The organism is Oribacterium sinus (genome assembly GCF_963553175.1).
GTDB classification, from domain to species: Bacteria; Bacillota; Clostridia; order Lachnospirales; family Lachnospiraceae; genus Oribacterium; species Oribacterium sinus_B.
In genome coordinates this window covers 21,885-44,527 of the sequence record NZ_CAUVME010000021.1, presented here as the reverse complement: position 1 = coordinate 44,527, position 22,643 = coordinate 21,885, and the positions used below count along the sequence as shown (strand labels likewise).

Here is a 22,643-nt window from a genome sequence, read left to right as displayed (position 1 = left end):
TATGCCCCATATTGTAAAGAAAATGCACCATATCACAGATAGCCTGCTGATTATCCATATTTACAGAGCTTATTGGAATCTTTAAGCCAAAATCCGGGATATCCTGACAGACATAGATTACAGGCTTATTATTTCTATGTATCCAAAGCATATGTTCCTCAGGTATGTGGACATTTGCCATGATAATACCTTCTACTTGTTTGTTTTTTAAAACATCCAGAAAATGAATTTCTTTTTCAAGTTCTCCATTTGTTTCACATATAACCGTATTATATCCAAGAGGAGTTACAACACTGTTTACACCCTGCAAAATCCTGCCAAAAACATTATTTGATATATCAGGAAAGAGCACACCGATAAGTTTGTTTGATTTTTTATTATACTTTTTTGCGGAGATATTAGGAGTATATCCCAGTTCCCTTATTGCCTCCATAACCTTGTTTTTTGTAGCAAGTGATACGGAATTGCTTTGGTTTATAACTCTGGAGATGGTGGATATGGATACGCCTGCCGCTTTTGCCACTTCATTTATAGTAACCATATAAGCGCCTTTTATGAAAATAATAATGAAAATAAAAAATAATGCTTTGAAAATCTATGAAAACAATATCATATTTGCATGAAAAATGCAAGAAAATACATACTTGCATAATCATTTATAAAAACTTTGGAGCATTTGCGAATAGGATTTTTTATTAAATAGTATAGTATAAAAACATAATTCGATAGCGGATAGGAGATGAGCTTATATGAAAAATATTTTCTATAAACCCGGGGATGGCTGGGTAGGGGATACCATTCCTTTTGCGCATGACGGTAAGTTTTATATTTTCTACCTTCATGATGAGAGAAAGGGAAATACAGAGGATGAGTATGGATATCGTACAAGCTGGAATCTTTTAATCACAGAGGACGGAGTAAATATAAAGGACTGTAAAGTAGTGCTTCCGGTAGGAGGGTACGATGATGCTGATTATGCTTGCTATACAGGTTCGGTGATAGAGGGAAATGACTCTAAATTCCATATGTTTTATACAGCACAGAATAATTATAATCCTAAATATCACAGAAACGGAAGACCTCTACAATATGTTGCGCATGCAATAAGTGAGGACCTTATACATTGGGAAAAACTGTCGGAACTGACATTCGGAGCGGATGAGTTAATATATGAACCATTTGACTGGCGTGATCCATTTGTTTTTTACAATGAAGAAGAAGAATGCTTTGATATGCTTCTTGCCGCAAGATTACAAGGGGCAAGCGAGAAAAACGGAGGCTGTGTAGGACTTTGCAGATCATATGATTTGATTCATTGGAAGGCAATGCAGCCGTTTTACAATCCTCAATCATATATGACACATGAATGTCCGGATTTATTTAAAATGGGGGATAAATGGTATCTTATCTATTCCACCTTCTCTGAAAAATTTGTGACACATTACAGGATGGCGGATAAAATAAGCGGACCTTGGACAGCTCCTATAGAAGATACCTTTGATGCCAGAGCATTTTATGCGGCTAAAACAGCACAGGCAAAAGATGTAAGGATGGCATTTGCCTGGGTACCTACAAAGCGTGGTGACAGTGATTTCGGTCAATATGAATGGGGCGGAAATCTTATAGCACATGAAATAAAGCAGGACAAAGACGGCAAACTGAAGGTAAAACCTTCAAACGGTTTAATAAATATTTTTGAAAAAGAAATTACTGCAAATAATATTGAAGATGTTGAAATAAAAAATAATGAGGGAGAAAAGGTATATGTAATTGAAGGAATGAAAGAAACTTGTCTTATAGAGGCGACTATAGAGTTTTACGAAGGTAGCAGGGCATTTGGCATAGGCTTAAGGCAGGATAAGGACTTTGCAAACGGATATTATCTTAGATTTGAACCATTTTATAACAGAATAGTAGCTGATATGTGGCCAAGGCGTATAAGCGGAGTCAATCAATGGTATGTGGATGGGGATAAACCTTTTATGGTGGAACTTGAAAGACCTTTTGACTATAAAGCTTTGGAGGAAAATAAAGTAAATATAAAAGTTTTTGTGGAGGGCAGTATAATTTGTCTGTATGTAAATGATACCGTGGCATTGACAATGAGAGCTTATTCCACAGAAAGAAAATATTGGGGATTTTTTGTAAAAGACGGAAGTATCAGGGTTTGTAATATTCATATGTATGAAACAAAATAAAGGAGAGAGATTATGTATAAGAAAATAGTAACAGTATGCCTCATAGCAGGAATGGTATTGACAGGATGTGCAGGTAAATCAGGGAGTACAACAAATTCATCAGAGGCGAAAAGTAAGGATGGTAATGTAAGAGAGATACATTATTTTTCTTCAAGATCGGCATCGGATGATACCATGGTTACATTGCAGGAGATAACAGATAAGTATAATGAACAGGGTGGAAATATAAAGCTTGTTATCGACAGCAATGCCGACAGATCATCTTATGATCAAAAGCTTCGTACAATGATTGCAGGCGGTCAGATGCCGGATATGTTTGATTTGGATGCAACTCCTTATGCGAGTGAGCTTGGGGAGCAGAATATGCTTACAGATATGGATGCTTTTCTTGAGGAGATAGGTGAAAAAGACAGCTATATTCCACTGGCATTAAATTATGGAAGAACTGCCGAAGGAAAATTATATACTTTGCCTCTTGAATTTTCTACCGAGATGATTTGGTACAATGTTGATATGTTTAAGGATGCAGGTATTGAGGCACCAAAGACATTGGATGAACTTTTAGAGGCATGCAAGGTATTAAAGGAAAAAGGTTATACAGCATTTGGAATAGGTGGAGGAGACGGCTGGCCGCTACTTCGTCTGCTCGCAACATATCCCTTCAGACTGTCGGGAAATGAATATTTAAATCAGCTCTCATCAGGAGAGGCAAAGATGTCGGATGATGCGGGTATGAAGGCTGCAACATTTATGTCAGAGATAGGAAAATATTTTCAACCCGGATTTTCCACAACTGATGTAGCTACAGGATTAAATCTTTTCTTAAGCGGAAAGTGTGCAATGTATCCTACAGGTACATGGGAATTAAATTATTTCACAGATAAAAACAGACCTAAGGGCTTGAATGTAGACTATTTTTATATGCCTACAATAAAGGATGCAAAGACGGAGCCAAATGATTACTGGGCATTTGGCGGTATAGGTCTTTCGGTAAATCCTAAGGTTTTTGATGATGAGTATAAGGATTATCTGACATTTATAGTTAAAAACTACAGTCCTGCTTACTTTGCTCATGAGCATCTTGCACCGCAAAAGGTTGAAATGGGAGATAATAACAGCTTTGATCCTTTATTCTTAAAGGTAATGAAGGATACAAATAATATAGGTTCCACTGCCGCAAGACCTTGGGATGTGGTATTAAGTGAGGATGTAATAGCAACAATCAATGATAATCTTCCGGGGCTTTGCATGGGAGAGGAAACTCCTGATGAATTTGTAGAAGCTGTAGATGAATCTCTAAAAGCAAATAAATAAAAGTATATTTTAAGGGGCAAATATATTTTGCCCCAAATCGCATACATTGGAATATCGGTGATTTTATGAAGATTTTAAGAGATAAAAAAGCAATTGCCATATTTTTGCTACCTGCATTTATTGTTTATTCTATTATAGTTATGATACCTATACTGGTTTCGATTTACTATAGCGCTCTTGAATGGAACGGTATAGGCAAAAAAACTTTTGTAGGATTAAGTAATTATGTAAAGCTGCTTGGTGACGAAGTATTCAGGCAGGCATTTTGGAATAATATCATTTACATTATTATTGTAATGGTATTGCAGCTTGGCTTTGGTTTCATTATAGCTGTTTTGCTTACATATTTAAAAAAGGGAAGAGGGTTTATACAGACAGTATATTATATACCCTCCGTTATAACGGTTATTGCCATATCACAATTATTTACAGGATTTTATTCGTATGAGCCTCTTGGACTTTTTAATATATTCAGAAAATTATTGGGGATGGAACCTATTGCCTTTCTAAGCGAATATAAAACCGTTTTGCCTGCGGTTGCATCCGTAGAGGGATGGCAGTATATAGGTATTTATATGATTATTTTTTATTCCGCATTGGTTTCAGTATCTCCTGATATATTGGAGGCTGCAAGAATAGACGGGGCGAGTGAATTGCAGATTCTTGTAAAAATAAGAATACCTGCAATAGCAAATGTAATTATGCTCTCATGTATATTAAGCCTTGTAGGAGCTTTAAGAGGATTTGCTGCACCTATGAATATGACAAAGGGCGGACCGAATCACAGATCTGAAATACTTGCAACATATATGTATAAGAAGGCATTTACAAGCAGGGATTACGGATATGGCAGTGCAATTGCTGTGGTAATTGTAATACTGAGCATATTGGGAGTTTTATTAATCAGCAAATACATGGACAGTGAAAAAGAATAGGAGGATATATGAAAAGAAGTATTAGAAAAGTCATATATTGGTCCGTTATGATTTTATTTTTAATAATTCAGGGATATCCTATTATTTGGCTGATTATAGCGGGATTTAGACCTAATATTGAGCTTTTGACACAGCCTTTCGGTTTTCCAAAAAGCTTTACAATGGAAAACTTTATTAAAATATTTACCGAGAGCAATATTATTACCTATATGAAAAACAGTGCGATAATTTCTGTAATATCACTGGCATTTATAGTTTTAATAAGTTCAATGGCATCATTTGCCATTGCTAAAATGAACTTTATGGGAAGAAAAAATATATACAGATATTTTCTCATAGGTCTTACCATTCCTTATGCGGTTACATTGATTCCACTGTTTACAATGTTTGCAAGAGTGGGGCTTATAAACACAAGAATCAGCGTTATATTGCCACTTTTGGCATTTCAGCTTCCGGTATCAATAATGCTGTTTGTGAATTTTTATTCCTTTATTCCGGATGAGATTATAGAAGCGGCTGTTATAGACGGAGCAAATATTTACGGTATATATACAAAAATAATTATTCCACTGTCTTTAAATACTATAATGACAGTGCTTGCAATGAATTTTATTACAGTATGGAATGATTATACTTTCAGCCTTGTATTTATAAACAGTACGGAACTAAAAACAATATCAATAGGTCTTACAGATTTTATAGGACCGAGAGGTTTAAAAGACTGGGGCGCCACATATGCAGCCATATCAATGTCAGTATTCCCTACACTACTTATTTATTTTGGATTGAATAAAAAAATGACGGCAGGTATGACTTTGGGAGCGGTGAAATCATGAGTATAAAAGAATGTATTTTCAGACCTAAAAATCATTTTGCCCTAAAAAAAGGCTGGATAAACGATCCCAACGGTCTGGTATGGTTTCAGGGAAAATATCATTTATATTTTCAATGCAATCCATACAGTAATAATTGGGATAAAATGCATTGGGGGCATGCTACAAGCAATGATTTGATACATTGGGATGAATGTCCACCTGTTTTGATTCCTGATGAGGTATATGAAGATTATGATAAAGGAGGATGTTTTTCCGGTTCTGTAGTGGTTTCCGACAATAAAATATATGCTTTTTATACGGCTGTGGCATTGGTGGATGGTGTGGTTTTACAAAGGCAGTGCATGGCATATTCAAATGACGGCTATAATTTTACAAAGTATGAAAAAAATCCTGTTATTGAATCAATAGGTATTGATTTTCGTGATCCTAAGGTAATATTTTATGACGGATATTGGCAAATGGTTGTGGGAGGTTCGGACGGTGCGGCTTGTGATTTAAAAAGTCATGGAAGAATATATTTGTTTCATTCAAAAGACTTATTTAACTGGACATATAGCGGAATACTGTATGAGGCAAAAGACGGAGAGGGGACAATGTTTGAATGTCCGGATATTTTTGAAATAGACGGTAAATGGGTTATCACAGCTTCTCCTATGAATCGCACGGATTTTTTACCGACAATATATATGGTAGGAGATATAAATTTTAAAAACTGTATCTTTTATCATGATTGCACCAAAACACTGGATTTTGGGCCGCATTATTATGCATCACAGGTCTATAAAGATAAGTTTGACCGAGCAGTTTCAATGGCTTGGATAGGGGGATGGGAATGGATGCCCTGGATAAAGGATCACGGTCCTTCTGCGGAAAACGGATATCGTGGTATTATGTCGTACCCAAGGCTTATCAATATGGACGGTAATAATCTGAAAATGCAGCCATACAGGCAGGATTTAGAAGAGAAAAGCATTGAATACAGCCATAAAAGCAAAGTATCCGACAGAGTTATATGTAATCTTTTGGATGAAATGTGTGATTATATTTATATACAGGGAAATATAAAAAGAGATAAAAACAGCACGGAGCTTAATTTTATAATTTTTGACAGTGAAGAAAATAAAATCATTATAAAGCTTGATTTTTTATTTGGGAATATCATCACTGATTTCAGTGAGGCTGATGAGCATATAAAGAGCGGTATAAGAATATATAAGGCTGATATACAGGAAAATCTTGATATAAATTTTGATATTATTAAAGATGGAAATGTTTTGGAAGTTTATCTTTTTGAAGGGAAATATAATTTTACTTCTATGATATATCCCCGTGATGGAAAAATCGGCATAGGTATAAAAGCCAAGGATGCCCTTGTTACATATAAGTTTAATAATATTTCGGAGTAATAAAATCAGAGTGAACTATACAGTGATGTCCGGATACATAAGAAAATATAATGGTAAAAACGATACTCTGATCCTCTCTCTGATTCTTTTAAGAGAAGAATCAGAGTATCGTTTTTTGATTTTAGAAAATATTTTTTAAGGTTCTTTCTTAATTGTAATAAGTTCAAGCTGCGTTTCACTTGCTTTCACTAAGTACAAACGGGCTCAGATTGCCCTTATTTTAAGCCTACACTAATAAAGCTAAGCTTAAATTACTATGTTCCATTATTCGTTTAAAGAAGAATCATTCCGTTTCCGGCACCGATACGGTCTGCACCGGCTTCCAGTAATTCTTCCGCGAAGGCCTTGCTACGGATTCCGCCGCTGGCCTTAATTTGCATTTTGGAAGATACGGAGGCCTTCATCAACTGAATATCCTCCAAAGTGGCTCCTCCGGTGGAAAATCCCGTGGAGGTTTTCACAAAAGCTGCTCCTGCCTGCTCAGAAAGCTGGCAGGCTTTTTTGATTTCCTCTTTTGTCAATAAGCAGGTTTCAAGAATGACCTTTACAAGCGCAGGAGAGGAAGCCTCTACAACGGCACGGATATCCTCCTCTACTGCTTGAAAATCACCATCCTTTAAAGCTCCGATAGGAAGTACCATATCAATTTCATCTGCCCCGTCTTCTACAGCGCATTTAGCTTCAAAGGCTTTTGCTCTCTTGGACATGGCTCCAAGAGGAAATCCCACCACGGAGCAAACCTTAACATCACTTCCTTCTAAAGATTTTTTTACCAAAGGAACATAAACACTGTTCACGCAAACAGAGGCGAAGCCATGCTCTCTAGCCTCTTGACAATAGCGGACTACCACATCCTTCCCCGCCTCCGGCTTTAACACAGTATGATCAATCTTTTGTGCAATATCCATCGAATCCTCCTAAAACGAATTACTTACTTAGCTTCATAATAAACCATAACCATGATTATAACAAAAAATCAGGCAGAATAATCACTGCCTGATAAAAATATGTCTGTCTAAGAATATACACTATGCACTTTCCGCTCTAAGCAGTTTAAATGCAGGGGCAATCTGAGCCCGCGGGTACTTGCGAAAAACAAGAGAAACGCAGTTTTTCGCTTAGTATCCCCTGCCGGGCGAAGTTAGCGAGAGCGTGCCCCTAATTTAAACTGCTTAGAGAGGAAAGTAATATTATTATTGAAGGTAGGGATTATGCCTGCTCTCTGATTTTGTTCTGCGCCACCGTCAGCATCAGCTTGATTCTGTTCAGCTGATTTACCTCGGAAGCTCCTGCATCATAGTCCACCGCAATGATATTGGCACCGGGGTTATGACGCTTTAATTCCTTGATTACACCCTTACCTACGATGTGGTTGGGGAGGCAACCAAAGGGCTGGGTACAAACAATATTGTCCACACCCTCGTCAATCAGCTCCAGCATTTCTCCGGTTAAGAACCATCCTTCACCGGTCTGATTTCCTAAGGAAACATACTGTCTTGCCTTATCCGCCAGTTCTCGAATATCTCCGGGAGCAGTATAGTGCTTGGACTTTTCCAGTTCCTTTCTTGCTGTCTTTCGGAAGGATTCCAAAAGGCTAATCGCAATATTACAGAAGGTCTTTCCTTTCCAGGAAGCCCCCAGATTCTCATACTTAAAGTTCTGGTTATAGAAACAGTAGAGTAGGAAGTCCATAAGATCCGGCATTACCGCCTCAGCCCCTTCCTTTTCCAAAAGCTCTACAATATGGTTATTGGCAAGAGGAGAGAATTTTACCAGAATTTCTCCCACAATACCAACCTTTGGCTTCTTTGAATTTGTGTTCATGGGCAGGGAATCAAAATCTCTAATAATACCCTTTACGTTTTTTCCAAACTCCAGGAAAGGAATATTTTTCTTGGAAAGACTTTCTTGACAGATCTTCTTCCACTTTTGATGTAAAGCCTCTGCGGAACCCTCCTGCAACTCGTAGGGACGGGTGCTGTAAAGAAGACGCATAAAAAGGTCTCCGTAAACAATTCCTTGCATTGCCTTCGTGAGAAGAGGAATGGTCATGGTAAAGCCGGGGGTAGATTCCATTCCGTTGGCATTTAAGGAAATAACCGGAATCTGTCCCATGCCGGCCTTGTCCAAAGCTCTACGGATAAAGCCGATATAGTTGGAGGCACGACAGCCTCCTCCGGTCTGGGACATAATAACCGCTGTCTTTTCCAAATCGTACTTTCCGGAAAGTAGAGCCTCCATAACCTGTCCTACCACGATAATGGAGGGGTAGCAGGAGTCGTTGTTTACATACTGTAGTCCGGTATCGATGGCGGAACGGTTGTCATTGTCCAAAACCACCAGATTATAGCCCTCGGAACGAATGGCCGGCTCAATCAGCTCAAAGTGAAGAGGGGACATCTGAGGACAGAGGATGGTATAGCCCTCCTTCTTCATATCCTTGGTAAAGAGGGTTCTCTTATAGCTTTCGGAACGAAGGGTTCTCTTATAATTCTTTTCAGCTCTCACACGGATAGCCGCAAGGAGAGAACGAATACGGATTCTGGCTGCTCCCAGGTTATTTACCTCGTCAATCTTTAATACGGTGAAAATCTTATCGGAGCCGTTCAAAATATCCTTGGCCTGATCTACCGTCACCGCATCCAATCCGCAACCGAAGGAGTTTAACTGGATAAAGTCCAGATTTTCCTGGGTCTTGACAAAGGCTGCAGCCTTATAGAGACGGGAATGATACATCCACTGGTCCGTAACAATGATGGGACGCTTTACCTCGGCCAAATGGGAGATGGAGTCCTCCGTTAAAACCGCAAAGTTAAAGGAGGTAATCAGCTCAGGAATACCGTGATGAATTTCAGGATCGGCATGGTAGGGACGACCTGCCAGGACAATTCCTCGATTGCCGGTCTTTTCCATCCACATCAGGGTTTCTTCCCCTTTTTCCTCAATGTCCTTTCGGGACTGTAAAAGCTCTTCCCAAGCCAGATGAGCTGCTTCTCGGATTTCTTTCTCCGTAAAGTTCCATTCTTTAAACTTTTCTCCGATTTTTTCCAGAGTCCAGTCTCCGGCAGGCTTGATGGAGTCCTGAATATCCTTGGGATGAACAAAGACCTTGCAAAGCTGGTCTGTTAAAATCTTTTCATTGGTGAAAGCCAGGAAGGGCTTCATAAAGAGAATGCTCTTTTCTTCCAGATTTTCCACGTTGTTCTTGATATTTTCCGCATAGGAGGTGACCATGGGGCAGTTGTAATGATTTCCCGCATCCGGTGTTTCATTTCGCTCATAAGGAATGCAGGGATAGAAAATGAACTTCTGCTCCTTGGCGATTAACCATTCAATATGTCCGTGTACCAGCTTGGCAGGATAACATTCGGACTCGGAAGGAATGGATTCGATACCCATTTCGTAAAGCTTTTTGTTGGAAGAGGGAGAGAGTACGGTTCTAAATCCCAGTTCCTTAAAGAAAATAGCCCAGAAGGGGTAATTTTCATACATATTCAGGACACGGGGGATGCCCACTTCTCCACGCTTAGCTTCTTCGATACTTAATGGCTCATAACCGAAGATTCTCTTAATCTTGTACTTAAAGAGGTTTGGCACTTCGGACTTTGCCTTGGGCTTTCCCGCACCTCTTTCACAACGGTTTCCGGAGATAAAGCTTCTTCCCCCGCCGAAGTTGCTGATGGTCAGTACGCACTTATTGCTGCAAAGCTGGCAACGGCCCATGGTGGTTTCGTATTCCAGGTTCACAATCTTTTCCAGAGGAAGCATAGTGGTCTTTTTATAACCGCTGGCATCCAGAAACTCCTTATCCGCTTCTCCGGCCAGAATTTCATTTTCCAGCTTGTCGGTTTCAATGCTGTAACGCTCTCTGGCAATCAGGGCTGCACCGAAGGCACCCATGATACCGGCAATGTCCGGACGGGTTACATTTTGTCCCAGAATCTGCTCTAAGGCTCTGAGAACGGCATTATTATAGAAGGTTCCACCCTGTACTACGATATGCTTACCAAGCTCCTTGGGATTGGTAACCTTAATAACCTTGTATAAAGCATTCTTTACTACGGAGTAGGCAAGACCTGCGGAAATATCCGCTACGGTAGCGCCTTCCTTCTGGGCCTGCTTTACGTTGGAATTCATAAATACGGTACAACGGGATCCTAAATCTGTAGGCGTCTTCGCGAACAAAGCCTCCTGAGAGAAGTCAATGACGTTATAGCCTAAGGATTTTGCAAAGGTCTCCAGGAAAGAACCGCAACCGGAGGAGCAGGCTTCATTTAACTGCACATTATCCACGGTGCCGTCCTTAATATGAATACACTTCATATCCTGTCCGCCGATATCCAAGATACAGTCTACGTCAGGCTCAAAGAAGGATGCGGCATAGTAGTGGGCAATGGTTTCCACCTCTCCCTCGTCCAGCTGGAAGGCGGACTTTAAGAGAGCTTCTCCGTAACCGGTAGAGCAAGAGTAGCTGATTTCCGCACCCTCCGGAAGTTTTTCTTGAATTTCCTTCATGGCTCTGATGGCAGTGGCAATGGGAGAGCCTTCATTTCCGGAATAAAAAGTATAAAGCAGTTCACCCTCTTCGGAAATCAAGGCCACCTTGGTTGTAGTGGAACCTGCATCAATTCCCAAGAAGATTTTTCCCTTATAGGAAGATAAGTCTCCGGTAGGCACCTTGGCTTTATTGTGACGAGCAATGAAGCTTTGGTAATCCTCTTCTTTTTCGAAGAGACAGTCCATACGCTTGATTTCACTGTCCATTTCAATGCCGGCACGAAGACTCTTGACCAGGCTTGCCAAGGGAACTTCTTTTGCGTTTTCTTCTATACTTAAGGCAGAACCCATGGCGGCAAAGAGGTGAGAATTATCCGGATTGATAATGGCATCTCCCTCCAGCTTTAGAGTACGAATAAAACTGTTTCTTAATTCCGACATAAAGTGGAGTGGGCCTCCTAAGAAGGCAACATTTCCACGGATAGGTTTCCCCTGAGCCAAACCGGAAATAGTCTGATTACATACGGCCTGGAAAATGGAGGCAGCCAAATCTTCTCTGGCAGCGCCTTCATTGATTAGAGGCTGAATATCCGTCTTCGCAAAAACACCGCAGCGGGCTGCGATGGGATAGATCATCTGGAAATTCTTGGCCAATTCATTCAGACCGGAAGCATCCGTATCCAAAAGAGAAGCCATCTGATCGATAAAGGAACCGGTACCTCCGGCACAGATTCCGTTCATTCTTTGGTCAATACCACCCTTGAAGTAGATGATTTTGGCATCCTCTCCTCCAAGCTCGATGGCAACATCTGTTTGGGGATAGAATTCCTTTAAAGAATTTGCTACAGCTACAACCTCCTGACAGAAGGGCTGTCCCATATGCTTGGCCAGACTCAGTCCTCCGGAACCGGTGACCATACAAGAAAGGGTACAATCCCCCAGTTTTTCCTTTGCTTCCTCCAGTAAATCTGCCAATGTTTCCTGTATATTGGCAAAGTGTCTTCGATAGTCTGAAAAGAGAAGGTTCTTCTCTTGATCCATAATGGCGACTTTCACCGTTGTAGAACCGATATCTATTCCCAGTCTATAAGTTCCTGTCATAAATTCACCCATTTCTATACTTTCTAAGCAAGTGTGTAAAAAGCTGCCTTTCTCCCATAGGAAAAAGTTCAAGGACTTACTCTAACACAAAGGAAGGGGGGCAACAATAAAGCCTTTCTAAAAAAATAATAAAAAGAGCTGTGCTTAATAGAATTTTAATAAAAACCATAAGACAATCCTAATTTCATCTTGAAAAAGCCAGGGGAGACAAGTATACTCATGCGGTGCAAGAAGATAGCAAAAGACAACAGTGGGAGAGCGGGGGAAAAGAAATTTACTCAGCTTGAAAGCGAATCAAAGAAAGGTAGTGAGAATGAATATCTTGGACCGTTTAAATAGAAAGTTCGGACGCTTCGCCATTCCGAATTTAATGCAGTATATTTGTGTGATTTACGGAATAGGTTTTATGATTCAGGTGGTGGCACCGGAAATTTACTATTATTATATGGATTTGGATCCGGAAGCAATTCTCCATGGACATATCTGGCGGATTTTTACATTTTTGTTTTACTTTCCGGCAGGGGGAGGATTTTCCGGCGTGTTTTGGGCCATTATCGGTATTATGGTGTATTATAATATCGGAAAAACCTTGGAATTTCTATGGGGAAGCTTCCGCTACACGTTTTTTATTGCCTCCGGTATCATTCTTTATAATGTGGTAGGTATTCTGATTTATCTGTTTACCGGCGTGTCTTTACAGTTAAATCCTACCTACATGAGCTTCAGTATTTTTTTGGCCTATGCTTTAAGTTTGCCGGATACTATGTTTTACATTTACTTCCTTTTTCCGATTAAGGCCAAGTACCTGGCGGGAATAGAAACGGCGTTGTATTTCTTTTTCTTTTTGACCAGTCCAAATATGGGAGAGAGGGTTTCTATTCTCCTGTCTTTTGCCAATGTTTTGTTGTTCTTCCTCTTGCAGAATCAGGGAAACAATAAAAATATCTTTCACATTAATCGTTATCGATAGGCTTACGTTTTTTGCAAAACTTGTCGATGTGATAGAGTAGAGTCTGAAAATGAGTGGAAAATAGTGAGTGAGTAAAGGAGAAAAAAATGAGAAGAACGAAGATTGTATGTACCATGGGACCCAATGAAAATGATTATGAGCTGTTGCTTAAGCTGGCAAAGACCATGGATGTGGCTCGTTTTAACTTTTCCCATGGAAACCATGAGGAGCATTTGAGCAGATTGGAAATGCTTCGGAAGGCCAGAAAAGAAGTGGGAAGACCTATTGCCGCTCTTTTGGATACCAAGGGACCGGAAATCCGTACCGGTGTTTTGGAGGGAGGCAATAAGATTACCCTTCAAGAGGGAGATGAGATTACCCTGACCACCGAGGAAGTCGTTGGCACAAAGCAGAAAATTTATATCAACTACGAGCACCTTCATGAAGATGTAAAGCCCGGAAATGTGATTTTGATCGATGATGGTTTAATCGGGTTAGAGGTACTTTCCGTTAACGGACAGGAAATTCATTGTAAGGTAACCAACGGAGGAGAGCTTGGGGAAAGAAAGGGTGTGAATGTACCTAATGTTCCGATTCAGCTTCCTTCCATCACGGAGAAGGACATCGAGGATATTCGCTTTGGTATTTCCGAAGAGTTTGATTTCATTGCCGCTTCCTTTGTACGTTCCGCAGATGCCATTCGGCAGATTCGTGCATTGCTGGATGAAGCAGGATCTCAGATGAAGATTATCGCTAAGATTGAGTCCCAGGAGGGATTGGATAATCTGGATTCCATCATTGATGAGGCAGACGGAATCATGGTGGCAAGAGGAGACTTGGGCGTAGAAGTGGAAGCTCGCCGTCTTCCTCATTTGCAGAAGGAGATTATCGAAAAATGTAATTTCCATGGAAAGCTGGTTATTACGGCAACCCAGATGCTGGATTCCATGATCAGAAATCCAAGACCTACCAGAGCGGAGGTTACCGACGTAGCCAATGCGGTAAACAACGGTACGGATGCTGTAATGCTCTCCGGAGAAACCGCTAACGGTAAGTACCCTGTAGAGGCTGCGGAGACCATGGCTTCCATCGTGGAATATTCCGAGCAGTTCTTGGATTACAAGCAGTTTAAAACAAGACTTGTGGAAAGAACCGTATATGAAAGCATCGGAAATGCGGTTTGTGCGGCTTCCGTAACCACCGCTCACGAGCTTCATGCCAAGGCTATTGTGGCGCCTACACTTACCGGTATTACCGCTTCCATGATTGCAAAATATCGTCCCAGAACCCATATTTTTGCCCTTTCTCCCAGTCAGGTAACCACCAGACAGATGATGCTGTACTGGGGAGTAACACCGATTTGGGCAAGACGGGCAGAGACCACCGATGAGCTTTTTGAAAGCTCTATTGAAGAATTAAAGAGCATGGGCCATGTAGAGTCCGGAGACATCTGCATTATTACCGCAGGAGTGTTAAACCGTCTGCAAAAGCAGCATGTGGCCAACAGCACCAATATTATGCGTGTTATGGAAGTACCAAAATAGAAGATTTCACAGGATTCTCACTTGAAAAGTCCTTTCCTTATGTTTAAGATAGGAAGGGACTTTTTTTATTCTTAACAAGTGGCGCAGGCGAAGCCAGAGACATCTTGTTTTAAATGAGTATCGCCCCGGAAGAGTGTGATCTACAATTCTTAACGAGTATCCCTCGCGCAGTGTGGGGGATCTCATTTTTCGATATTGGTAAAGTAGGATGTATGGAGTAGGAGATAAGATGAAGAATGCGTATGTGAGTAAGAAACAGGTGGAAGCGATTGCAAGGGAATATCCCAGTCCTTTTTACTTATATGATGAAAAGGGAATCCGGGAAACCGCCAGAAAACTCTATAAAGCCTTTTCCTGGAATCCCGGCTTTAGAGAGTACTTTGCTATTAAAGCAACGCCTAACCCGACGATTTTACGGATTTTAAAGGAAGAGGGCTGCGGAGTGGACTGCTCCTCCAAGGTGGAATTAAGTATGGCGGAGGCCTGCGGTTTTACCGGACAGGAGATTATGTTCTCCTCCAACGACACCCCTGAAGAGGAATATATTTTTGCAAGAGACTTGGGAGGCATCATCAATCTGGATGATTTTTCCAATATAGCGGAAGTGGAAGAAACCCTGGGAACCCTTCCCAAGACCATGAGTCTGCGTTTTAACCCGGGAGGCTATTTTAAAATTGCCAACACCATTATGGATAATCCGGAAGAAGCCAAGTTCGGCATGACGGAAGCCCAGATTCTGGAAGGATATAGAATCTTAAAGGAAAAGGGTGTGGAGCATTTCGGTATTCATGCCTTTCTGGCTTCCAATACGGTAAGCAATGAGTATTACCCGGTTTTGGCAAGACAGCTTTTTCAGCTGGTGGTACGGATTAAGAAGGAGCTGGGGATTTCTCTGGATTTTGTCAATCTTTCCGGAGGAATCGGAATTCCTTATCGTCCGGAGCAGGAGCCCAATGACATTCTCCTGATTGGACAGGGGGTTAAGGAAGTTTATGAAGAAATTTTAGTACCGAACGGTCTTGGGAATATCCGCCTTTGCACGGAGCTTGGTCGTTTCATGCTGGCACCCTACGGAGCTTTGATTACCAAGGTAATTCATTTTAAGGAGACCTACAGACACTATGCAGGGGTGGATGCCTGTGCGGCTAATCTGATGCGTCCCGCCATGTATGATGCCTACCACCACATTACGGTGCTGGGAAAAGAAGATGCAAAAGAGACGAAGACCTATGATGTAGTCGGTTCTCTTTGTGAAAATAATGATAAGTTTGCGAAGAATAGAGAGCTTCCGGTATTGGAAAAGGGAGACTATCTTTTCTTCCATGATGCGGGAGCCCACGGTTTTGCCATGGGATACAATTACAACGGAAAGCTCTGGTGTGCAGAGCTTCTCTTAAAAGAAGACGGCACGGTAAAGTGTATCAGAAGAGCCCAGAGGGATACGGATTATTTTGCTACCCTGGATATTGATGAGGATTTTCAGAAGTATTTGCAGAACAGAAAGTAGGAATTATGGCATTGAAGAAAAAAGCTGTAACAGGAATGAAGGATATTTTACCGGAGGAGATGGCTATCCGGCAGAGAATTCTTTCCGCAATCAGACGGGTTTACGGACGCTTCGGCTTTACGGAGATTGAAACGCCCATCGTAGAGCATTTGGAAAATCTTCTCAGTAAGCAGGGAGGAGATAATGAAAAGCTGATTTTTAAGGTGGAGAAGCGAGGAGAAAAGCTGAAGGAGGCCATTGAAAAGGGGGATTTTGAGGCCCTTTCCGATGCCGGACTTCGTTATGATTTGACTCTGCCTCTTTCCCGTTTTTATGCGGAAAATCAGGCGAAGCTCCCCAATCCCTTTAAGGCCTTACAGATTGGACCGGTATTTCGGGCTGACCGTCCCCAAAAGGGAAGATTCCGGGAGTTTTGGCAGTGTGATATCGATATTTTCGGAGATGCCTCCTTCCTTTCGGAGATAGATTTGCTTTTGGCTATGGGAACCCTCCTACAGGAAATCGGCTTTGGAGAACAGTACCCCTTCTATATCGTGGTAAATGACAGAGAGATTCTGAAAGCGATGCAGCGCTATGCGGGATTTCCGGAGGGGGATTTTGAACAGATTTCCATTATCCTGGATAAGGAAGACAAGATCGGAAGAGACGGGGTAAAGGGAGAACTGGCAGGCCTTGGCTATTCTGAGGAGCAGATTTCCCGTTATACTGAACTTCTGGATCAGGTTTCCGGAAAGAAAGAAGATCTCCTTTCCTTAGGAGAGAAGCTAAAGGATGTTTTAGAGGAAGGCGTTTGCCAAAATCTTTATAAGATTATGGATTTGGTGGAGATTTCCGGTAAGGGAAAGATTCCCCTTCGCTTTGATCCCAGTCTTGTGCGAGGCATGGGCTATTATACCGGACCGATTTTCGAAGTGCGTTCCACACTGTTCTCCGGCTCTATCGGCGGAGGCGGTCGTTACGACAAGATGGTAGGAAAGTTTACCGGCATCGATACCCCTGCGGTGGGATTTTCCATCGGTTTTGAACGAATCATTACCATTCTTATGGAAGGACCGGCTTCGGAAGTTATGGCAGAGAAGAAGGCGATTCTTCTGGAAAAGGATTTGCAGGAAGAGGAATTGAAGAAGGCCTTACTGGATGCTATGGAGAGAAGAGCGAAGGGAGAGGTGGTACTGCTTTCCCAAATGAATAAAAACAAGAAATTCCAGAAGGAGCAGCTGAGCAAGGAAGGCTACAGCGAGTTTATAGAATATTTTTCAAAAGCTTAAAATAGGGAGCCGGAACAAAAAGTCTCCCGGAGATAGGATGTTTTCAGAAACATTTTCGGCAGAGAATCCGGCAGCTGATGCAAGAAAAGATTGAGAGGGTAAAGTTATGGCTGAGTCAATGAGAGGTTTACATAGAACCGCAAGATGCGGAGAATTGGGAGAGGAGTATATCGGAAAAACGGTCTGCATGATGGGCTGGGTACAGAAGTCCAGAAATAAGGGAGGTCTTATTTTTACAGACCTTAGAGACCGTTCCGGAATCCTACAGATTCTTTTTGAGGAAAATGAATGCGGTGCAGAGGTTTTTGAAAAGGCCTCCAAGCTAAGGGCGGAGTTTGTTATTGCGGTAGAAGGAGAGCTTCGAAGCAGAGGAAAGGATGCCAATGCCAGCCTTGCTACAGGAGCTGTGGAGCTGGTAGCAAAAAGCTTGAGAATCCTGGCAGAGGCGGAGACTCCTCCCTTCCCCATTGAAGAAGACAGCAAGACCAAGGAAGACTTACGCTTAAAGTACCGTTATCTGGATTTGAGAAGACCGGATTTGGCGAAGAGAATTATGACAAGAGCCAGACTTTCCCAGCTGATTCGTGCCTTTTTATCTCAGGAAGGATTTTTGGAGATTGAAACACCTACATTGATTAAGTCCACTCCTGAGGGAGCCAGAGACTTCCTGGTACCATCTCGCCTGCATCAGGGTTCCTTCTATGCCCTGCCCCAGTCGCCTCAGCTTTTAAAGCAGCTCTTAATGGTTTCCGGTATGGATCGTTATTTCCAGCTGGCAAGATGCTATCGTGATGAGGATTTAAGAGCGGACCGTCAGCCTGAGTTTACCCAGGTGGATATGGAGCTGTCTTTCGTGGATATGGAAGACGTGTTGGAAGTGAACGAGAGACTTTTACAGTATATTTTCAAGGAAATCTGTCAGGTGGACATTTCTCTTCCTTTACAGAGAATGACCTGGATTGATGCTATGGAAAATTACGGTTCCGATAAGCCGGATCTTCGTTTTGACCTGCCTTTACTGGAGTGTACCGAGGCGGTACGGGGTTGCGGCTTCTCCGTATTCAGCCAGTGCGTGGAAAATGGCGGTAAGGTCAAGGGTATTCTTTTAAAGGGACAGGCCTCCATGCCCAGAAAGAAGATTGACAGTTATGTGGAGCTGGTAAAGGGCTATCAGGCAAAGGGCTTGGCCTGGTTCGGCTACGGGGAAGACGGCTCCGTAAAGTCTTCCTTTGCCAAGTTTATGTCCGAGGAGGATATAAAGAGATTAACAGAGGCTACAGGCTTAGAGCAGGGAGATTTTCTCTTCTTGGTATCCGATGAGAAGAAGCAGGTGGTATGGAACAGCCTTGGAGCTTTACGTCTTGCTTTAGGAAAGGATTTGGACTTGATTCAGAAGGGACAGTGGAAGTTCCTCTGGGTTACCGAGTTCCCCATGTTTGAATATTCCGAGGAATTGGGAAGATATCAGGCCATGCATCACCCCTTCACCATGCCTATGGAAGAAGACCTTCCCTTGGTGGATGAAGAGGATTTGTCCAAGGTTAGAGCCAAGGCCTACGATATTGTTTTGAACGGAACGGAGCTGGGTGGCGGTTCTGTCAGAATTCACCAGTCTCATGTTCAGGAGAAAATGTTGGAAAAGCTGGGCTTTACGAAGGAAAGAGCCACTGAGCAGTTTGGTTTCTTATTGGAAGCCTTTCAGTACGGTGTACCTCCCCATGCAGGTCTTGCCTACGGCTTAGACCGTTTGGCGATGTGGATGGTGGGCGCGGAGAGTATCCGCGATGTCATTGCTTTTCCGAAGGGGAAGGACGGTTCCGATGCTATGATGGATGCACCGGCAGAGGTATTTGATCCCCAGCAGCTAAAGGATTTGCACATTGCCATTACAGAAGAGTAAGTGCAGCTTATAGCTTTACAAATATTTCCGTGTCTTTTGGACTTTAAAAAGGAAAATAAGTTAAGCGAAAAAGAAAGATATGCTCAGCCCGGGATTTGGCTGAGTTTTAGGAGGAATAGGTGAGGAAAGAGGAATTTATTCGGGAACTGGTTTTAGAATTAAAGCAAAATGTTTCGGAACAAGTTATTCTGGAGCAACAACGTTTTTATGAAGAGTATATCCTGACGGAAGTTCGGGGTGGAAAAACCGAGGAAGAAGTTATTGCTTCCCTTTCTGAGCCAAGGCTTTTGGCAAAAAGCATTATTGATGCTGCAGAGGCGGGAGGAGATCATGTAGCCAGAAGCACTCCTTTCCGTTATGCGGAAAGTGAGATTAACTATGCCTCCGACGAAGAGGATTTACAATATAAGGGAGCGGAAGAAGATAGCAGACAGTCTCAATCCTTTAGGGAAAAGACAGGCTATACCCAATATGAAGAAGAGGACATCCGGCAGGATAGACAGTCGGCCTTTGGAAATGCAGGAGGACCCCGTATCATTCCTGTCAGTCCCTTAGGCTGTTTGATTTCTCTCGTGATTTTCTTCCTGATTATCGGGGGAATTATCGCGGTTTTTGCGGGAATCATTTCCGCTTTGGCACCGATTTTACTCCCTGTACTTGCGGTAGCGGTAATCCTTTGGATTTTGGCATACCTTTTTCGATAGGAGGGAAGATGCAAAGAATGGAACTGGTGGTACCCTGCCACTTTGGACTGGAAGCAGTCTGTAAAAAAGAAATTCAGGATTTGGGTTATGATGTGCATACCGTTAGCGACGGAAAGGTGCATTTTATCGGAGATGCGGAGGCTATCGTCCGTGCCAACATTTTCCTGAGAACAGGGGAAAGAGTTTTATTAAAGCTGGGCTCCTTCCATGCGGAATCCTACGAGGATTTGTTTCAGGGTACCAAGGCCCTTCCGTTGGAAGAGTATCTGCCAAAGGATGCCTCCTTCTGGGTGACCAAGGCCAGCTCCGTGAAATCCAAGCTGTTTTCGCCCAGAGATATTCAGTCCGTAATGAAGAAAGCCATGGTTGACAGGATGGCATCCTACTATCATCAGAGTTTTTTTGAGGAGCACGGAGCCAAGTACCCCTTCCGTGTTTCTCTGTATAAGGATGAGGTTTTACTCTGTTTGGACACCAGTGGAGACTCTCTGCATAAAAGAGGGTATCGTTTAAAAATGGGAAAGGCGCCCATTAAGGAAACCTTGGCTGCCTCCCTGATTCTCCTTAGCAAATGGAGAGAGGATGCCCCCTTTGTGGATCCCATGTGCGGTGCAGGAACCTTTCCCATAGAGGCGGCTATGATTGCGGCAAAGATTGCTCCCGGAATGCATAGACATTTTACGGCGGAAGCCTGGGAAAACCTGATTCCTAAAAAGGAATGGGACTATGCTTTGGAGGAGGCAGGGGATGAAATTGACCGTAGCCTATTAGAAACTAAGAAGAATTCCTATGGAAAAATGGTGGATATTCAGGGCTATGATATAGATCCTGCCATGATTCCGGTTTGCCGTGAAAATGCGGAGCGGGCAGGGGTTGGAAAGCTCATCCATTTTCAGGAAAGAGAAGTGGGGAAGATGTCCCACAGTAAGCGAGGGGGCTTGATTTTAACCAATCCTCCCTACGGAGAGCGAATCGAAGATAAGAGAAACCTGCCTCTATTGTATACGGAGCTTAGAGAGGCTTATGAAGATCTGGATGATTGGCGACTTTGCTTAATCACCGCTTATGAGCAGGCGGAGAAATACCTTGGGAAGGCGGATAAAAATAGAAAGCTTTACAACGGTATGATGAAAACCTATTTTTACCAGTACAACGGTAAAGGGAGAAAATAATGCGAATTTTATTTGCCACCCATAATCAACACAAGTTAAGAGAAATTCAGGAGATTCTGTGTAATTTTCCCGGAACCATTCTCTGTGCCAAAGATTTAGGCATGGATCAGGAGGTAGAGGAAAACGGGACAAGTTTTCTGGAAAATGCGGAAATCAAGGCCAGAGCCCTATATAACTTTGCCAAAGCACAGGGACTTTTAGAGGAAGATGACCTGGTTATGGCGGATGATTCCGGCCTGTCCATTGAAGCCCTGTCCTTTGGTCCCGGAATATATTCAGCCCGATTTTTGGGAGTGGATACACCCTATCCCGAAAAGAATCGTCGTATCCTGGCTATGATGGAAGAAAGCAGCAGTAAAAGCAGAATGGCCTACTTTAGCTGCGCCATTGTTGCGATTTTTGCGGATGGAAAGCTTTTGCAAACGGAAGCCAGATGCACGGGAGAAATTGCAAAAGAGCCCGGTGGAGAAGAGGGCTTCGGCTATGACCCCATTTTCTACCTTCCGGAATACAGAAAAACCGCTGCTGAGCTTTCCAGAGAAGAGAAAAACAAGGTTTCCCATAGGGGAAAGGCTCTTCGAAAGATGGAAAGAATGATTCAGGAAGAGCAGGAAAAAAGAGATTCTGCCCGCTTTTCGAAAGCAGGGCAGGAGCAGTCGGGAAAAGGCAAGGAAGCAAAGGCGGAACACAAGGCGGAGAAAGAATCCGGGGAAAAGCCGGAAAAAGAGGAGGATGCCGAAAAGGGACAGAAAGTTGTCGAAAAGGGACAGGAAGCTGCTCGGGAAGCGAAGACTAAGATAGCCGGCAGAATCGATCCTTCTTCAGAGGAAAAGATTTTGGTACTTTCCGATAACCATAGAAGACTGGACTATGTGGAAAAGGTTCTTCGTCTGCATCCGGATATATCCATGTGTATTCATCTGGGGGATTCGGAGGGAGAAGGAGAGGTACAGGCGCTTTTGCCTAAGGGCTGTGAGTCCTATTTTGTACAGGGAAACAATGACTTTTTTTCCTATTTGCCCAAGGACGTGGAAGTTCGTATCGGAAAAGAGCGATGCTTTTTGACCCACGGCCATCTCTATGGGGTAAACTTCGGTTTGGAGCGTCTTTCGGAAGAGGCAAGAGACAGAAATTGCAGTATGGTATTCTTCGGACATACCCATAAGCCCTGTAACAAAGTGGTGAACGGGGTGCATTGTATCAATCCGGGATCCATCAGCTTTCCCAGACAAGAGGATAGAAGACCATGCTATAGCCTGCTGTTTTTGGACCAAAAAGGAAATCTTAGAGTGGAAATGCATAAAATTTAGGA

Annotated in this window: 16 protein-coding genes; 13 read left to right on the top strand and 3 right to left on the bottom strand. The window is 42.4% G+C overall.

Annotated elements, in window-relative coordinates:
- A partial coding sequence (locus RYO92_RS07130; protein ID WP_315369934.1) for a LacI family DNA-binding transcriptional regulator occupies positions 1-541 on the bottom strand: 541 nt, incomplete at its 3' end.
- A gap of 208 nt (positions 542-749) precedes the next feature.
- On the opposite strand from RYO92_RS07130, the gene RYO92_RS07125 reads away from it, so the two are divergent.
- From RYO92_RS07125 to RYO92_RS07105, 5 genes are all read left to right on the top strand, one after another.
- A complete protein-coding gene (locus tag RYO92_RS07125) occupies positions 750-2,198 on the top strand; it encodes a glycoside hydrolase family 32 protein (RefSeq protein ID WP_183684126.1) in 1,449 nt (482 codons plus the stop codon).
- 12 nt (positions 2,199-2,210) lie between these two features.
- Positions 2,211-3,512, top strand: coding sequence for an ABC transporter substrate-binding protein (locus tag RYO92_RS07120; RefSeq protein ID WP_315369932.1), 1,302 nt, complete (start codon positions 2,211-2,213; stop codon positions 3,510-3,512).
- 65 nt (positions 3,513-3,577) lie between these two features.
- On the top strand, positions 3,578-4,447 hold the full coding sequence (locus tag RYO92_RS07115; protein ID WP_007156486.1) for a carbohydrate ABC transporter permease: 870 nt from the start codon (positions 3,578-3,580) through the stop codon (positions 4,445-4,447).
- A gap of 8 nt (positions 4,448-4,455) precedes the next feature.
- Positions 4,456-5,283: a carbohydrate ABC transporter permease gene (locus RYO92_RS07110; protein WP_007156485.1), complete on the top strand. Its 828-nt coding sequence runs from the start codon at positions 4,456-4,458 to the stop codon at positions 5,281-5,283.
- Positions 5,280-6,689 (top strand): glycoside hydrolase family 32 protein, encoded by a 1,410-nt coding sequence (locus tag RYO92_RS07105; protein ID WP_315369931.1) that lies wholly within the window; start codon positions 5,280-5,282, stop codon positions 6,687-6,689. Before RYO92_RS07110 ends, RYO92_RS07105 begins: the two co-directional genes overlap by 4 nt.
- A gap of 272 nt (positions 6,690-6,961) precedes the next feature.
- Here the strand turns inward: RYO92_RS07105 and deoC are convergent, their stop codons facing one another.
- On the bottom strand, positions 6,962-7,597 hold the full coding sequence (deoC, locus tag RYO92_RS07100) for a deoxyribose-phosphate aldolase (protein ID WP_315369930.1): 636 nt from the start codon (positions 7,595-7,597) through the stop codon (positions 6,962-6,964).
- A 301-nt stretch (positions 7,598-7,898) separates the two neighbouring features.
- The gene (locus tag RYO92_RS07095; protein ID WP_315369937.1) at positions 7,899-12,287 is read right to left on the bottom strand and encodes an acyl-CoA dehydratase activase-related protein; all 4,389 of its coding nucleotides are present in this window, start codon (positions 12,285-12,287) and stop codon (positions 7,899-7,901) included.
- A gap of 313 nt (positions 12,288-12,600) precedes the next feature.
- Here RYO92_RS07095 and RYO92_RS07090 point away from each other — a divergent pair, with 313 nt between their 5' ends.
- From RYO92_RS07090 to rdgB, 8 genes are all read left to right on the top strand, one after another.
- Entirely contained in the window at positions 12,601-13,257 is a 657-nt protein-coding gene (locus RYO92_RS07090) for a hypothetical protein (protein ID WP_183684122.1), read from the top strand.
- Between the two features lie 86 nt (positions 13,258-13,343).
- The gene (gene pyk / locus RYO92_RS07085) at positions 13,344-14,780 is read left to right on the top strand and encodes a pyruvate kinase (RefSeq protein WP_315369928.1); all 1,437 of its coding nucleotides are present in this window, start codon (positions 13,344-13,346) and stop codon (positions 14,778-14,780) included.
- A gap of 229 nt (positions 14,781-15,009) precedes the next feature.
- Positions 15,010-16,287 (top strand): diaminopimelate decarboxylase, encoded by a 1,278-nt coding sequence (locus tag RYO92_RS07080; protein WP_315369927.1) that lies wholly within the window; start codon positions 15,010-15,012, stop codon positions 16,285-16,287.
- A gap of 5 nt (positions 16,288-16,292) precedes the next feature.
- Positions 16,293-17,555: a histidine--tRNA ligase gene (hisS, locus tag RYO92_RS07075; protein WP_314670236.1), complete on the top strand. Its 1,263-nt coding sequence runs from the start codon at positions 16,293-16,295 to the stop codon at positions 17,553-17,555.
- 106 nt (positions 17,556-17,661) lie between these two features.
- Positions 17,662-19,455 (top strand): aspartate--tRNA ligase, encoded by a 1,794-nt coding sequence (gene aspS, locus RYO92_RS07070; protein WP_315369926.1) that lies wholly within the window; start codon positions 17,662-17,664, stop codon positions 19,453-19,455.
- Positions 19,456-19,574: 119 nt separating this feature from the next.
- Entirely contained in the window at positions 19,575-20,159 is a 585-nt protein-coding gene (locus RYO92_RS07065) for an HAAS signaling domain-containing protein (RefSeq protein WP_314833211.1), read from the top strand.
- Positions 20,160-20,167: 8 nt separating this feature from the next.
- Complete coding sequence (locus RYO92_RS07060; RefSeq protein ID WP_007156473.1) at positions 20,168-21,331, top strand: THUMP domain-containing class I SAM-dependent RNA methyltransferase; 1,164 nt, start codon at positions 20,168-20,170, stop codon at positions 21,329-21,331.
- A complete protein-coding gene (gene rdgB / locus RYO92_RS07055; RefSeq protein WP_315369925.1) occupies positions 21,331-22,641 on the top strand; it encodes an RdgB/HAM1 family non-canonical purine NTP pyrophosphatase in 1,311 nt (436 codons plus the stop codon). The genes RYO92_RS07060 and rdgB overlap by 1 nt, the downstream gene beginning before the upstream one ends.
- The last annotated feature ends 2 nt before the right edge of the window (positions 22,642-22,643 follow it).

Bases quoted from the DNA above. Each gene is read 5' to 3' on its own strand.
- pyk (WP_315369928.1), top strand. From the start codon at position 13,344: ATGAGAAGAACGAAGATTGTATGTACCATGGGACCCAATGAAAATGAT.
- RYO92_RS07125 (WP_183684126.1), top strand. From the start codon at position 750: ATGAAAAATATTTTCTATAAACCCGGGGATGGCTGGGTAGGGGATACC.
- rdgB (WP_315369925.1), top strand. From the start codon at position 21,331: ATGCGAATTTTATTTGCCACCCATAATCAACACAAGTTAAGAGAAATT.
- RYO92_RS07090 (WP_183684122.1), top strand. From the start codon at position 12,601: ATGAATATCTTGGACCGTTTAAATAGAAAGTTCGGACGCTTCGCCATT.
- RYO92_RS07060 (WP_007156473.1), top strand. From the start codon at position 20,168: ATGCAAAGAATGGAACTGGTGGTACCCTGCCACTTTGGACTGGAAGCA.
- RYO92_RS07080 (WP_315369927.1), top strand. From the start codon at position 15,010: ATGAAGAATGCGTATGTGAGTAAGAAACAGGTGGAAGCGATTGCAAGG.
- RYO92_RS07115 (WP_007156486.1), top strand. From the start codon at position 3,578: ATGAAGATTTTAAGAGATAAAAAAGCAATTGCCATATTTTTGCTACCT.
- RYO92_RS07110 (WP_007156485.1), top strand. From the start codon at position 4,456: ATGAAAAGAAGTATTAGAAAAGTCATATATTGGTCCGTTATGATTTTA.
- RYO92_RS07095 (WP_315369937.1), bottom strand. From the start codon at position 12,287: ATGACAGGAACTTATAGACTGGGAATAGATATCGGTTCTACAACGGTG.
- RYO92_RS07105 (WP_315369931.1), top strand. From the start codon at position 5,280: ATGAGTATAAAAGAATGTATTTTCAGACCTAAAAATCATTTTGCCCTA.
- aspS (WP_315369926.1), top strand. From the start codon at position 17,662: ATGGCTGAGTCAATGAGAGGTTTACATAGAACCGCAAGATGCGGAGAA.
- hisS (WP_314670236.1), top strand. From the start codon at position 16,293: ATGGCATTGAAGAAAAAAGCTGTAACAGGAATGAAGGATATTTTACCG.
- deoC (WP_315369930.1), bottom strand. From the start codon at position 7,597: ATGGATATTGCACAAAAGATTGATCATACTGTGTTAAAGCCGGAGGCG.
- RYO92_RS07120 (WP_315369932.1), top strand. From the start codon at position 2,211: ATGTATAAGAAAATAGTAACAGTATGCCTCATAGCAGGAATGGTATTG.